This is a genomic window from Hydrogenivirga caldilitoris, assembly GCF_003664005.1.
In the GTDB taxonomy this organism is placed as follows: domain Bacteria; phylum Aquificota; class Aquificia; order Aquificales; family Aquificaceae; genus Hydrogenivirga; species Hydrogenivirga caldilitoris.
The window spans coordinates 649,209-662,212 of the sequence record NZ_RCCJ01000001.1 but is presented as its reverse complement, the minus strand read 5'-3'; the positions used below and the strand labels follow the sequence as shown (position 1 = coordinate 662,212).

Here is a 13,004-nt window from a genome sequence, read left to right as displayed (position 1 = left end):
CAAGCACTACAACACAGCCCAGCCAAAGGCATAAAATTTGGAAAGAGTGCCTGTTCCAAACTTTTAGAGTTCCTTAACGCCGAAGATGGGCTTTATACGTGAATAGGAAAACACAGGTCCTTCCTTACACAGAAAGGTGTAGCCGAACTGACAGTGTCCACAGGTTCCAACCGCACACTTCATATGCCTCTCCATTGAAAGGTATATATTTTCCTCTGAGACACCAAGGTCAAGGAACTTCTTAACCGTAAAGAGCATCATCACTTCAGGACCGCACATCATACCAACGGTTTTCTCGGGCTTAAGCTCTACAAACCTGAAGAGTTCGGTCACAACACCTACGTTACCCTGCCAGTTTCCCTCCGGTTTATCAACGGTGAGGAGAAGTTTCAAACGTTTGTCCCAGCTTTTGTACTCCTCTCTGTAAAGCAAACCCGAAGGGTTTTTAGCACCCACGAGAAGATAAACCTCCCCAAAATCTCTTCTGTTTTCAAGTATAAACTCAACCACAGGTTTTATATCCGCAAGACCGAGCCCTCCGGCAACGAGAACCACATCCTTACCTCTACACTTTTCAATGGGGAAGTGAGTCCCATACGGACCCCGAATACCTATGACGTCTCCTTCTTTCAGCAGGAAGAGGTCTTCCGTAACCTCACCGACAAGCCTGACCGTATGCTCTATAAGGTCTGACCGAAGGGAACTTATAGATATGGGAACTTCACCCTGAGCGTAAACGTATAGCATGTTGAACTGACCGGGTTTAAAGTCTGGAAAGTCTTCAACCTCCAGAAGGAAACGTCTCGTGTTTTCATTCTCAACAACCATATCTCTGATTAAAGCTTTCTTCAGGGAGAAAGGGCTATCCATTTGATATGAGTCTCTCCACCTCTTCAGTAACATCTATACCGACAGGACACCAGGTTATACACCTACCACAGCCCACACATCCGAACTCCCCGAACTGCCCCACCCAGTAGGAGAATTTATGCATCAACCACTGCCTGTATCTTGAGGCGATGCTCTTCCTGAGCGGAGTACCGTGGATAGCTGAGAACCCTTCCCTGAAACAAACATCCCATGTCCTCAGCCTCACCGACACAGAACCGTCAACCGAGACTTCATCTACAACCTCATAACAGAAGCAGGTAGGGCATACCATTGTACAACTGCCGCAGGCAAGACACCTCCTGGCTATCTCCTCCCAGACAGGGCTTTCAAGTTTACTCAAGAGCTTTTCAGGGAGTCCGTCGGTGGGTACCTTCCTTGCGATCTTTGAAATAGACTCCTCCTTTAACCTCTCCTCTTCTCTGTAATCCTCCTCCGTAGGTTTTGAACCTTCAAGAGAGTTCAGTATCTCTAAACCCTTCTCACTGTGAGCTCTTAAAAGGAACTTCTCCCTGAGCTCGGTAAGAGATAGATCAGCTCCGTCTTTTACAAAGGGTCCCGTCCCCATAGAAGTACAGAAACACGTTCCGCCTGGCTGATTACAGTTGAAGGCAACCGTGAAAATTTCCCTTCTGAGACATTCATAGTGGGGGTCCTGGTGCTCGTTTTTCTTGAGAAACACATTATCAAGAACTCCCATAGCAGCGAGATCGCATCCCCTAATCCCAAAAAAGGCATACTTCTTCTCTTCAAGGAGTATTTCCTGAGAGAGGTCCGGTTTTAATTTCAATAGCTCCGTTCTGGGCGGATGAAGGAAGCTTTTAAGAGAGTTGGGTCCGTGGACATAGCTAAACCACCCTTCCGAACGCCCAACCCTGTAGTATCCCTTCCCCTGCTCTTCGTAAATACCTTTCGCCACCTGAGAGAAGCCTTTCACCTCTTCAAAGAGGATAACGCCCTCCTTTAGGACCGGAGCTACAATAGTGTAACCTCGTTTTTCCAGGGATTTAAATAGTTTCTCAAGCTCTTCCTTTGGGATGACCTTTTCCCTCATATGAATGTCATACCCTTTCCTCATAGGTTGGCTTATCGGTCTTGTAGAAAACGCCTATGGGAATTCTGACGTCCTCTCTGTTATAATCCCACTCCTTTGCCCTCCTGTAAGCTTCCTCATAGCTGGAAGGGTCATGTCCTGCACTTTCAAGCTTGTAAACCTGCCTGTTGTATAGCTCATAGGTGTTATAGAAAACGACGCAAGGTTGGAGAACATCAACAAAGGAAAACCCCTTGTGGAGTATAGCCTGTTTTATTATCTCCTTTAAGTGGTCTGTGTAACCGGCATATCCCCTGGCAACAAAAGTTGCACCAGCTTCAAGCATAAGAGCTACCGGATTAATCGGGTCTTCCGGTGGTCCCTCCGGGGTAGACTTCCCTCTAAAGATTACAGGACTCGTGGGGGTAAACTGCCCGGTGGTAAGGCTGTAAGCTCTGTTGTCGTGAACTATGACGGTGATATCCGTGTTCCTCTTGGCAGCGAATAGGAGGTGGGATATTCCCTCAGCGTATATGTCTCCGTCGCCTACGAAGCATACAGGGTAGAGCTCGGGATTTGCAAGCTTTATCCCTGTTGCTGTGGCAGGTGCCCTTCCATGTATAGAGTAGAAACTGTTTAGGTTTATATAGTCCACTATCTTTCCGTGGCATCCTATACCGGAAAGCACAACGAATTTCTCAAGAGGTATAGACTCGGACAGTTCCTCAACAGCCCATGCAAAGGCACTCATGAGACCGAAATTTCCGCACAGCCTACACCATGTTATCTCAGCTCCCGTGTACAAACTTCTCTTAGCAAGAGCCATCCTAAACCTCCCTCAAAATATCAATTAGCTCGTCCCTGAAGAAGGGTCTCCCATCATACTTCTTTAAGCTCCTGTGGGGTGTTATGCCGTGCATTTTAAGAAGTTTCTCAAACTGTCCAGATGCTGAACACTCCAAAGAAATAACAAGGTTCGCACCTTCTATCTCCTGCTTTAACCTTTCCTCGGGAAACGGCTCCAAAAAGACAGATCTTACAACCTTGAAGCCCATCTCCTCAGCCACATCAAGAGCAGTTCCCTCCGTTGAACCCCATGTGATCAGTACTCTATCCGAACCTTTTACACCTCCCACAGCGACTGTATCCTCCCTGGATAGGATATACTCTCTCAAGGTTTCCCCCTTTCTAAGCCTTTTGTCCTGCATTTTCTTCACAGAGAGAGCGTCTTCAACGGTTATACCCCTCTCATCGTGCTCGTAACTTGTTCCTTTCACGATAATCCCCTCGGCTCCTGGAAAAGCCAGAGGAGATATACCGTCCTCAGTAACGGCATAGCGTTTGTATTCTCCGTTACCTTCCCAGAGCTTTGGTTCCTCAACAAGTTTTTCTCTCCTTACCTTTGAAAGGTAGTAGCTCTCTCCGAGATGCTTATCTCCAAGTATCAAAACAGGAACCTGGAACTTCCAGGCTATATTGAGGGCATCCCTGGTAAGTCTGTAAGCTTCCTCAGGCGTGGCTGGAGCTAAGACTACTCTCGGAAAGTCCCCGTGTCCTGCAAACATGCAGAACAGAAGGTCTGACTGCCCTGTATAGGTTGGAACCCCTGTACTGGGACCAGCCCTCTGAGCTTCATATATAACCATCGGTGTCTCACTCATGCCTATAAGACTCAGAGTTTCTGTCATAAGGGCAAAGCCACCTCCGGAGGTACCTACCATAGCCCTTTTTCCGGCAAAGGCCACTCCGACAGCCATGTTTATAACGCCTATCTCATTTTCGGGGTGTATGACCTTTATGCCAAACTCTCCCTTCCTTTCTGCCAGGTAGTGAAGAACCGGAGAAGCAGGAGTCATCGGATAAGCTATGTAAAATTCAAGCCCACCGTCAACGGCACCGAGGGCTATACACTCATTCCCTGTCAAGACGTCGCCTTTCCTCTCGCCCGCTTTTTTAAGCTCAAACACTGTTGGGGTTGCCTGGTAAGCGTCCCTGTAAATCTGCTCGTTCTTTTCCCTCTCTGGCAGACTCAGGATAAAGGGCAGTCCTTCCTCAAGAGGTATCCCGAAGAGCTTTAAAACAGCTCCAAGGACGGAGGAACTTTTAAAGAAACCCGGTGCAACCTCCTTGAAGGGAACCTGGATTGCACCCTCCAGTTTCTCTTTTTCGTTTATAACCCATACAGTGTCTTCCTTCGCATCCTGAAGGTGAGCCTGGATACTCCTTCCATCGGTAGCTATTATCACATCTGCCTTTTTGTCCACACTGTAAACCGGTTTCTCCGAGAAGCGAAGGCTTACAAAGTTATGCCCTCCCCTTATAAGGGAAGGGTAGTCCACGTATCCAAAGGCATGATAACCGAGGTTTGCAAGCACACCTAGGAGCATCCTCCCCGCTTCCTTTATTCCCGCTCCTGCCTTCCCTCCTATGATTATGGTCTTGTCCATAAGTATATCTTAACCCCTATTTCTCCATACGTGAATAAACCAGTAAAGGGGCATTGTCAACACGGAGCCAAATACAAGCAGGATAGCCCACAGAGCCTTTACCTCACGGCTGATGGCTTTATTACCGAAGAGGTGGAGCATATAAAAGGCGAGCAGAAGACCCATATAAAGGTACATAAAGAAATGAAGGGCTGTGAAGTAAAGGAACCACTCAGGCGCCTCTGAAGACATGGGGTCTGTGGTAAAAACAGCCCTGAGGGGGGTCACAAGGACAACGATGACGTATACAAGCGGTACGAGAGTTACGATACCGAGGGTTAGCCTTTGAGCTCTACTCATAGCATCTCAAAGCCGGCGGCGGGACTTGAACCCGCGACCTAGGCATTACGAGTGCCTCGCTCTGCCGACTGAGCTACGCCGGCTTGTAGGTAAAATTATATTATTTTTTCAAAGCAGCTTTGATAAAGGAAACGAACAGAGGGTGAGGGTCAAAGGGTTTACTCTTGAACTCAGGGTGGAACTGGCACCCTATATACCACCTGTGGTCCGAAAGCTCCATTATCTCTACCAGGTTCCCATCTGGCGACAGACCTGAAAACCTTACCCCATTCTCCTCAAAGAGTTTTCTGAACGAGTTGTTAAACTCGTACCTGTGCCTGTGTCTCTCGTAAATTACCTCCTTGCCGTATATCTCACGAGCCTTTGTGCCTTCCTGAAGCATACAGGGGTAAGCTCCCAACCTCATGGTTCCACCGAGGTTATGTATGTTCTTTTGCTCTTCCATAAGGTCTATCACCGGATAGGGGGTGTCAGGGTCAAATTCAGTGGAGTTGGCGTTTTCAAGACCTATAACATTTCTGGCAAATTCCACAGCCATAAGTTGCATACCAAGACATATACCAAAGGTAGGTATATCGCTCTCCCTTCCTATCCTGAGAGCTTCCATCTTTCCTCTGATTCCCCTCTCTCCGAATCCCCCGGGAATAAGTATACCTTCGGCATCTCGGAGCTTGTCCAGGTTAAGGTTCTCGGAGCTTATCCAGATTATGTTAACCTTTGAACCGTTAGCTACCCCACCGTGGGTAAGAGCTTCCATTATGCTCTTATAGGCATCTTTGAGCTCAACGTACTTTCCTATAACGGCTATGTTCACCTCCCTCTGGGTTGTTTTAAGCACGTTCACAACCTTCTTCCATTTGGAGAGGTTAGCGTCTCGGAACTCAAGTTCAAGCCTTTCTGCGATAAGTCTGTCAAGCCCCTCCTCCTTGAACTTGGTGGGAAGCTCATATATATATTCAAGGTCTGGAGCCGAGATAACGGCGGATTCTTCAACGTTAGAGAAGAGGGCTATCTTTCCCTTTATTCCTTTGGGAAGGTCCCTATCAGCTCTACATATTATGGCATCAGGTTGTATACCTATAGCCCGGAGCTCTTTAACTGAGTGCTGGGTGGGCTTTGTCTTTAGCTCTCCAGCAGTTTTTATATAGGGCACGTAGGTTACATGTATGAACATAGAGTTCCTTCTTCCCAGCTCAAGGGATAGCTGTCTTATAGCTTCAAGGAAAGGAAGCCCTTCTATATCCCCCACGGTTCCGCCTACCTCAACTATAACCACATCCTTGTTGTCCGAAACCCTCTTTATAAGTTCCTTTATCTCCTCAGTGATGTGGGGTATAACTTGAACTGTCGCTCCAAGGTAATCACCCCTTCTCTCTCTGGTTATAACGTTGAAGTACACCTTTCCAGCGGTGACATTGTTATCTCTCGTCATAACGGCATTGGTAAACCTCTCATAATGCCCGAGGTCAAGGTCTGTCTCAGCACCGTCCTCGGTCACGTAAACCTCTCCGTGCTGGTAAGGGCTCATAGTTCCTGGGTCAACATTCAGGTACGGGTCAAGCTTCTGAAGGGTTATATCGTAACCCATGCCTTCAAGGATAGCTCCTATGGAAGCGGAGGTTACACCTTTTCCGAGGGAGGACAGAACTCCTCCGGTAACAAAGATAAATTTGCCCATGTGAGAAAATTATATTATGGAAGTTCCCTCCTCGTGGTGGACTGCTGCAGAAAGGAAACTTTACAGCCCCAGAGAAACGAAAAAACACTTTGAAAAACTCCTAAGCCTTCATCCCAATCCCGGCAGCCTTATTGAGTACCTGAATGAGAGACGGTTCACCTTGTTGCTTGAGATACTTGAACAGTCTGAGTGTTTGCGGAGTTTTCTCTTCAGACATCCGGAGGACTTCCAGAACACCATACCGGAGCTATGGTATCTCACCAAGGATAAGGAGCGTTACCTGGAGGAACTCTCACACTTGTTGCATGACACTATGGGAGAGGAGGAGCTATCGGAGAAACTCGCTTATTACAGACACAGAGAACTTCTGAGGATATTCGCAAAGGTTCTTCTCGGGACTGCAAAGATGGAAGATATACTCAGAGAGTATTCTTACCTGCCCGACGCCATGCTGGAAGTATCCTACAGACGTGCCTTTGAAGAAGCTGTTGAAAAATACGGGGAGCCCCTGTCGGAAGACGGCAACAGGGTTACCGGTGTGGTCATAGGACTGGGTAAGTTGGGAAGTGAAGAGCTGAACTTTTATTCAGACATAGACCTTATCTTTCTTCATTCAGAGGATAGAGGTTCTGCAGGGAAGCTATCACTTAACGAGTTTTTTGCACAGGTTTTTAAGAAGGTTTTAAAGCTCATGACAACTCAGACTCAGGAGGGTAAGCCTTACGAGGTTGACCTTGACCTCAGACCCTTTGGAAAAACAGGACCAATTACGATGTCACTGAGAAGTGCCGAGCTTTACTATGAATCTTACGGGAGGGTCTGGGAGAGATTCGCACTGCTCAGGGCAAGACCCGTAGCCGGAGACATGGAGCTCGGTGAAAGATTCATGAGGGAGGTGGTAAATCCCTTTGTTTACTCTTCCGCAGATTACAAGCTCGTGGAAGAGATAAAGCGCATGAAGCAGAGGATAGAGGCAGAAGCAAAGAAAAAGTTTTTAAAGGGCTACAACGTCAAGACGGGAGAGGGGGGCATAAGGGAGATAGAGTTTACCGTCCAGTCTCTCCTGATTCTTCTGGGAAACAAAAACAGATTTGTAAGGGAGCGGAACACTTTCAAAGGAATTTGGAAACTAAACCAGAAGGGGGTATTCTCCGACGAGGAGGCTCTGTTCCTTGAAAGGGCTTACTCCTTCCTGAGGGACCTTGAACACAGAATTCAATTGAAAAGGTGCCTGCAAACTCAGACTCTGAACGAACAGGATATACCTTTCATAGCCAGGGCTCTCGGTTTTGAGAAAGAATCCTTCACAGAGGAACTGCACCGAATTAAAGCTGGAGTGAGGGAGATATTCGCAGGATTGATACCGGAGAGGAGGGAAGAGGAGCTCCAGCCTGTTCAGATAGCCCTCATTACCGAAGACGTAGAGTACGGGGTATTTCTGCTAAAGGAGGCAGGGTTCAGGAACCCAAGGCAGTCTTTCTCCCTGCTACTAAGCTATCTCTACGGAAAGGAAGGGCTAAAACTCTCCGACAAGGAGAAGGAAAAGTTCTTGAGAATGGTTCCGAGGATAGTTGACCTCTCCGCCGTGTCCTCTGACCCTGATGAGACCTTAAAAAACTTTGATAAGTTCCTCTCAAACCCGACAGGTAAGAGGGTTATACTGAGTGACCCTAAGGAGGACTTCCTGGAGGGACTATTTAACGTTTTCTCCCTATCCTCCACCCTATCTTCACTGATAAGTAAAAATCCAGACCTTGTGGAGGACGTTCTGACACTGTACAGAGAATACCCCACCTGGGACAAGCTTGAAGAGGAATTCAGAAAGTACGAGGAAACCCTTAATCTGACGGAGGAAAATCTATTCAGAAGGTTCAAGAAGGTGTGGGAGGTGAGGATAGGTCTGGTTTACCTCATGGGCAAGAGAAATTATGATAACCTTACAGGGCTCTTTCGCTCCATGAGTATGCTTGCCGATTTCCTACTTATTAAACTCTGGGAGAAGATCACCCTTGAGGGGAATAAGGCAGTTTTGTACTCCCTTGGAAAGCTCGGAAGCAGGGAGTTAAACTTCGGCTCAGACCTTGATCTGGTCTTCTGTGTTGAGAGCAACGATGAAAAGGAGGAAGTGACAAAGAAAACTCAGAGACTCGTAAGATTTTTGACAGTCCATACATCGGAGGGCTATCTCTACGACGTTGACTTCAGGCTAAGACCTATGGGGTCAAAGGGAGAGCTTGTTCCAACCTTGGATTTTTACACCAGATACTTTAAAAAGGAAGCGAGAACGTGGGAAAGACTCGCCTGGACCAGAGCGAGGTTCATAACGGGAGAAGAAGCCCTAAAGGAGAGATTTGAAGGGGAGATAGAGAACCTACTGTTTGAAAAACCCTGGGGTGAAGAGGAGAGAAAAGAAGTCTATCAGATGAGAATGAAACTTCAGGAGCAGGCAAAGAAAGGGAAAGGTGTGTTAGACCTGAAGTTTGGTGTGGGAGGTATAGTTGATGGGGAGTTTCTGGTTCAGTATCTCCTTATAAAGGAAAGGATCAGGGAGACTTCAATGATAGAAGGCTTTAAGAGGCTGTCCGATATACACCCAGCCCTTAAAGAGGCTTTTGAACCCTTCATGTTTCTGAGATTGGTTGAAACCCATCTTAGACTTGTCAAGGAAAGAGGTAGCTCCGTACTGTCAAGGGAAGATATTCCAAAGATAGCAAGGTCCTTGAACATGAAAGAAGGAGACTTTGAAGAGGAGCTAAGCAAAAGCATGAAGATTCTTAGAGAGGTTTTCTTGGAATACTTAGGGTGAAGTTCGTTTTTAGATTACTATAATCTAAGGACGAAAAAACGAGGCTTGTGGACAGTTTATGTGAGGGAAGGGAAGTTCGGAAAGGAGAGGGAGGCACTCATATATTTTTTCAGACCCGAGTGGAAGGTTCTCTGGGAAAAGTAGCTCTCCCGGCTTGAGCCTGACGACTACATCTTCATTTACACCATCAGGTATCCAAAAAGTGTGAAGACATTAGTCCTGAAGCAAGATACGACAAAGAGGTTCTTCTGGGAACTTGAAAGGAAGTTAAAGGAGAGGGGATACGAGATAAAGGTTAATGCTCACAGGTTCAGGAATACCTACATTACAAAGCTTGCCACTCTCGGAATTCCGGTGAACCTCATAGCGGACTGGGTAGGACATTCTAAGATTTCCGCTACTATGGACGTTTACATGGAAGCGGAAAGGGAAAAGGCTATTGAGGTGATAGCGGAAAGGTTGTAGGCTATCTGTGTGCTTCTTGACATTAAGTAATATTTCCTTACTTTTAGAAAGTAAGGAGGTAAGATATGCTGATTAAAAAGACCTCTAAGAACCAGATAACCCTTCCGAAAGAAGTTCTAAAAGAATTTCCCGAGGCGGATTATTTTGAGGTCAAAGTTGAAGAGGGCAGGATAGTTTTAATTCCTGTAAGAACGATTCCCTCAAATATAACCCTTGAAAAGATAAGGGAAAAGATAAAGAAGGCGGGACTGACCGAAAGGGACATTGAGGAAGCGGTAAAGTGGGCAAGGATGAGCTAAAGGTCGTTTTGGATACAAACGTAATTCTGTCGGTTCTACTGTTCGGAAGTAGGCTTGAGTTTATACGAATGGCGTGGAAGGAAGGCAAGCTCAAGCTCCTGTTTTCAGAGGAAACCCTTGAAGAGCTTGTAAGAGTTCTCCACTATCCCAAATTCGGTCTTGAAGGTGAAGAGATAGACTTTCTTATATATGTTGAGGTTTTGCCTTATGCAGAAGTAGTGAGAGAAGTTGTGGAAATAAACAGGGAAATATGCAGAGACGATCTTAAGTTCCTTAAGTGTGCTGTGTCGGGAGGAGCAAATTTTATTGTCGGCGGAGATAAGGACATTCTTTCTGTAAAAGAAATTGAAGGTGTGAGAATAATCACTCCTGCAGAGCTGAGGAAGTTTCTGAAATGAAAAGATTGCTTTGAAGGTCGCCTATGTCTGGCAAAAGTTTAGTTCTTTATCCTTTCTATCCCATATATGGGAACTAAAACTTTCTGTCAACGCCCTTGCAGGCGACGCCCTGTATCCCCTCCCTTGCGGAAGGGGACTTAGAGCGTATATCTAGTTAAATCTATAATCACATATCCATATAGCCGTAAATATTCCTATCATTACACGCCTGACTTCATAATCTTTGGAAATGGAAAGATAGAGGTTGTGGAAATATTTGGTATGGAAAATTTGAAAGATTATGATAGGCTGAAAGGGAATAAGAAAGAGTCATTGGGAAAACTTGAGCGTCCGTTTAAGGGGATTTGGTTTGAGAAATAAGTAATTCCTAATTTGCTCAGCCCCTTCCCTTTATCTCCCACTCCCATGCGGTCTTTATAATGAAATCAAGATCGTCGTACTTTGGTTCCCATCCATGAACTTTCCGTATCTTTCGATTGTCCGCCACGAGAACAGGTGGATCCCCTTCCCTCCTTGGAGCTTCAACTACAGTAAAGTCAACGCCGGTTACCCTCTTAACAGCTTCTACAACCTCTCTCACGGAGTACCCGTGCCCGTAACCGCAGTTGAAGATGTCGCTCTCACCACCTTCGAGCAGGTACTCAAGAGCCACTATGTGTGCCTCCGCAAGGTCGGTGACGTGTATGTAATCCCTTATGCAGGTCCCGTCAGGGGTAGGGTAGTCCGTCCCGTATATCTCGAGCTTATCAAACTCCCCCTTTGCGGTCTTCACAGCCCTAATTATAAGGTGGGTGGGATTGGGATAGGCAAATCCTATCTTACCCTCCGGATCTGCCCCCGCAACGTTAAAGTACCTAAGAGACACATATCTGAAGTCCTTTCCTGAATTGCTCAGATCCCTTAAAATCCTTTCAACAGTTGCTTTCGTTTCCCCGTAAGGGTTTATCGGATTCATGGGCTCGGTTTCGGGAACAGGAATCTTTTTCGGAATCCCGTAAACAGCTGCCGAGGAGGAGAAGATGAACTTATCAACTCCGAACTCTTCCATTACCTCAAGGAGGTTTATCGTATTTACAACGTTGTTCCTATAGTACTTTAGAGGCTCTCTCACACTTTCGGGAACCACTATGTAAGCAGCAAAGTGCATGACTGCGTCGGGTCTAAACTCCTCAAAGATCTTTCTGAGGGTTTCCTTATCTCTGAGGTCAGCTTTAACGAGCCTTCCGTAAAGGACAGCCCAGTTGTGACCGGTTGAAAGGTTATCGTAGGTCAGAACCTCATAACCTCTTTCTCCCAAGAGCTTGACAACGTGAGAGCCTATGTAGCCCGCTCCTCCCGTTACGAGAATTTTTGGCATTGGTCAACCTCCATATTTTACCCATACTTTATTTCCATCCGCTATAAACGTTATATTTCCGTGCTCGTAAGTTGTGTATAGTTCTACTTTGTATTGTTTTAATAACTCTATATTTTCTGGATGTGGATAGCCCCTTATGTTGTTCCTGTTTATGGATATAACTGCGTATCTGGGAGACACCTTTTCAACGAACTCCTCAGACAGAGAGTCTCTGGCGCCGTGATGCCCCACTTTGAGGACGGTGCTTTTCAAATTTATTCCGGAATTCAGGAGTTCCTTTTCCGTATTTAGGTTAGCATCGCCCATCAGGAGAAAGCTCACCTTCCCATACTCAATCCTCAAAACCACAGAGTTTGCGTTCCAGTCCCTACCGAGCTTCTCGGGGGAGATAACAGTGAATTTTACACCTCCCTCTATCCATGAGTCGCCTCTTCTTAAAGCCCTGTAGTTTTCCCTTCTGAAAAGCTCCTCGTACCATCTGTAAAGGTTTTCATGTCTTTTTGCCTCCAATGGCTGTCCGTTGTCGTGCTTGCTTTTGACATTGAAAGCTTGCACCAGCAGGAACACACCGCCCATGTGGTCTGGATGTGGGTGGGTTACTATTAGCCTGTCAATATCTCTTATTCCCTCTCTTTTAAGGAATTTGTAAACTCTGTATCCGGTTATGAGGTTTCCTGTATCTATTACCGTTACACTCCCGGAGGGGGTTATTACAACGATTGACTCTCCTTCACCCACGTTCAGGAAGTGAACTTTTAACTCACCAGCGAAGGAAATGAACACCCAGTATATCAGGAGTAATAAAATCTTGCGAACCATACCCCCAAGAACCCTCCAGCTACGTTCATAAAGGCGTCTCTTATATCACCCACTCTATTGGGAAGAAACCCCTGTATAACTTCATCAAGAACACCTACCCCGGATGCAAGAAGTACAGATACCGTGAGAGCCCTGAAGTCGGTAGAGTTAAAAGCTTTTACAAAAAGAAAGCCCAGAACTCCGTACTCAAGGAAGTGAATCCTCTCCTCCGGTCTCTCCAAGCTCGTTACTATAAAGCCAAGGAGAAGTGTCCCCGCCAGTGTATAGATTAGCGCTCTCTTTCCCTTTCTTCTGTAAAGCTTTAAAACGACGTAAAAGAATATACCGGCGAGGACAAGGTTTGTAAAGAGACTGAGGGTGGTTTTACCTAAGGTATTGTAGAGTGCGTTTAGAAAAAGTCTTGCAAGGGGTAGGGTGGTGTATATGAAAACTATATATAGGGTTATTATAATCCAGAGCTTTTTTGAGCTCATTG

At 46.2% G+C, this 13,004-nt stretch carries 12 protein-coding genes, 1 tRNA gene and 1 pseudogene; 4 read left to right on the top strand and 10 right to left on the bottom strand.

Translation table 11 applies throughout. The features are described 5' to 3' along the window. Positions 1-63: 63 nt before the first annotated feature. The 7 genes from BCF55_RS03600 to pyrG form a co-directional block, all read right to left on the bottom strand. Entirely contained in the window at positions 64-870 is an 807-nt protein-coding gene (locus tag BCF55_RS03600; RefSeq protein ID WP_121010105.1) for an FAD/NAD(P)-binding protein, read from the bottom strand. Continuing rightward, positions 863-1,966, bottom strand: a complete 1,104-nt coding sequence (locus BCF55_RS03595; RefSeq protein ID WP_121010101.1) for a 4Fe-4S dicluster domain-containing protein — start codon at positions 1,964-1,966, stop codon at positions 863-865. The genes BCF55_RS03600 and BCF55_RS03595 overlap by 8 nt, the downstream gene beginning before the upstream one ends. Next, positions 1,950-2,747 carry a thiamine pyrophosphate-dependent enzyme gene (locus BCF55_RS03590; RefSeq protein ID WP_121010098.1) on the bottom strand — a complete coding sequence of 266 codons (798 nt, stop codon included), beginning with the start codon at positions 2,745-2,747 and terminating at the stop codon, positions 1,950-1,952. The genes BCF55_RS03595 and BCF55_RS03590 overlap by 17 nt, the downstream gene beginning before the upstream one ends. A gap of 1 nt (position 2,748) precedes the next feature. Next, complete coding sequence (locus BCF55_RS03585; protein ID WP_121010095.1) at positions 2,749-4,368, bottom strand: 2-oxoacid:acceptor oxidoreductase subunit alpha; 1,620 nt, start codon at positions 4,366-4,368, stop codon at positions 2,749-2,751. Between the two features lie 9 nt (positions 4,369-4,377). After that, positions 4,378-4,707, bottom strand: a complete 330-nt coding sequence (locus BCF55_RS03580) for a hypothetical protein (RefSeq protein WP_121010092.1) — start codon at positions 4,705-4,707, stop codon at positions 4,378-4,380. 10 nt (positions 4,708-4,717) lie between these two features. After that, positions 4,718-4,790 (bottom strand) — tRNA-Thr (locus tag BCF55_RS03575). 17 nt (positions 4,791-4,807) lie between these two features. Beyond that, on the bottom strand, positions 4,808-6,385 hold the full coding sequence (pyrG, locus tag BCF55_RS03570) for a CTP synthase (protein ID WP_121010089.1): 1,578 nt from the start codon (positions 6,383-6,385) through the stop codon (positions 4,808-4,810). 16 nt (positions 6,386-6,401) lie between these two features. On the opposite strand from pyrG, the gene BCF55_RS03565 reads away from it, so the two are divergent. The 4 genes and pseudogenes from BCF55_RS03565 to BCF55_RS03550 all read left to right on the top strand — a co-directional run bounded on the left by BCF55_RS03565 (position 6,402) and on the right by BCF55_RS03550 (position 10,353). Next, complete coding sequence (locus tag BCF55_RS03565) at positions 6,402-9,191, top strand: [protein-PII] uridylyltransferase family protein (protein ID WP_121010086.1); 2,790 nt, start codon at positions 6,402-6,404, stop codon at positions 9,189-9,191. 168 nt (positions 9,192-9,359) lie between these two features. Then, positions 9,360-9,656: pseudogene (locus BCF55_RS09770) on the top strand (tyrosine-type recombinase/integrase); the annotation flags it as partial. 65 nt (positions 9,657-9,721) lie between these two features. Further along, entirely contained in the window at positions 9,722-9,955 is a 234-nt protein-coding gene (locus tag BCF55_RS03555) for an AbrB/MazE/SpoVT family DNA-binding domain-containing protein (RefSeq protein ID WP_121010083.1), read from the top strand. Beyond that, positions 9,937-10,353: a putative toxin-antitoxin system toxin component, PIN family gene (locus BCF55_RS03550; protein ID WP_121010080.1), complete on the top strand. Its 417-nt coding sequence runs from the start codon at positions 9,937-9,939 to the stop codon at positions 10,351-10,353. The genes BCF55_RS03555 and BCF55_RS03550 overlap by 19 nt, the downstream gene beginning before the upstream one ends. 376 nt (positions 10,354-10,729) lie before the next feature. Here BCF55_RS03550 and galE read toward each other — a convergent pair whose 3' ends face one another. The 3 genes from galE to BCF55_RS03535 are packed head-to-tail and all read right to left on the bottom strand — an operon-like array spanning position 10,730 to position 13,002. Then, positions 10,730-11,710 (bottom strand): UDP-glucose 4-epimerase GalE, encoded by a 981-nt coding sequence (galE, locus tag BCF55_RS03545; protein WP_121010077.1) that lies wholly within the window; start codon positions 11,708-11,710, stop codon positions 10,730-10,732. 3 nt (positions 11,711-11,713) lie between these two features. Then, positions 11,714-12,529 (bottom strand): ComEC/Rec2 family competence protein, encoded by an 816-nt coding sequence (locus BCF55_RS03540; RefSeq protein ID WP_121010074.1) that lies wholly within the window; start codon positions 12,527-12,529, stop codon positions 11,714-11,716. Continuing rightward, a complete protein-coding gene (locus BCF55_RS03535; RefSeq protein WP_121010071.1) occupies positions 12,502-13,002 on the bottom strand; it encodes a VanZ family protein in 501 nt (166 codons plus the stop codon). The genes BCF55_RS03540 and BCF55_RS03535 overlap by 28 nt, the downstream gene beginning before the upstream one ends. Between the last annotated feature and the right edge of the window lie 2 nt (positions 13,003-13,004).